General features: G+C 65.1%; 1 protein-coding gene. It reads right to left on the reverse strand.

Annotated features, from left to right (window positions below):
• The coding region (locus tag ACIHAO_RS42925; protein WP_396568105.1) for a thiamine pyrophosphate-dependent enzyme at window positions 1-1,007 on the reverse strand (1,007 nt) is incomplete at both ends.

Here is a 1,007-nt window from a genome sequence, read left to right on the forward strand (position 1 = left end):
ACCGAGGGGCTGGCCTTCGCCGGGTGCTTCTCCAGCTCGCGGACCTCGTTGAACACGTGCTCCAGCTGGCTGGAGAAGTCGCGCAACGCGGCCTCGGCCTCTTCGACGGAGATGTCGCCGCGGCCGATCAGCGATTCGGTGTAGGTCTTCCGGACCGAACGCTTCGTGTCGATGATGTCGTACATCGCCGGCTGCGTCATCGAAGGATCATCCGATTCCTGATGACCCCTCCTCCGATAACAGATCAGGTCGATGACCGCGTCCTTGTGAAAGGCCTGCCGGTAATCCATCGCGAGCTGCGCGACCCAATGTGCCGCTTCCGGATCGTCGCCGTTGACATGGAAAATGGGCGAGCCGGTCATTTTGGCGACGTCCGTCGCGTAGTACGTGGACCTGCCGTGCTCCGGCTCCGTCGTATACCCGACTTGGTTGTTGACGATGACGTGCACGGTGCCGCCGGTGCGGTAACCGCGCAGCAGCGCCAGGTTCAGCGTCTCGGCCACGACACCCTGGCCCGCGAAGGCCGCGTCGCCGTGCATCAGGACGGGGAGGACGGTGAAGCCCTCGCCACCCTTGTCGAGGATGTCCTGCTTCGCGCGGACGATGCCCTCGAGGACCGGGTCGACGGTCTCCAGGTGCGACGGGTTCGCGGTCAGCGACACCTTGGTCTCGCCGTCGCCGAACATGCGGAAGTACTTGCCCTCGGCGCCGAGGTGGTACTTCACGTCACCGGAACCGTGTGCCTGGCCCGGGTCGAGGTTGCCCTCGAACTCCTGGAAGATCTGCGCGATCGGCTTGCCGACGATGTTCGCCAGCACGTTCAGGCGGCCGCGGTGCGGCATGCCGATGACGACCTCGTCGAGTTCGTACTCGGCGGCCTTGTCCAGAAGCGTGTCGAGCAGCGGGATCGCGGTCTCGCCGCCTTCGAGGGAGAACCGCTTCTGGCCGACGTACTTGGTCTGCAGGAAGGTCTCGAACGCCTCGGCGGCGTTGAGCTTCGAGAGCAC

Source organism: Amycolatopsis sp. NPDC052450 (assembly GCF_044547565.1).
In the GTDB taxonomy this organism is placed as follows: domain Bacteria; phylum Actinomycetota; class Actinomycetes; order Mycobacteriales; family Pseudonocardiaceae; genus Amycolatopsis.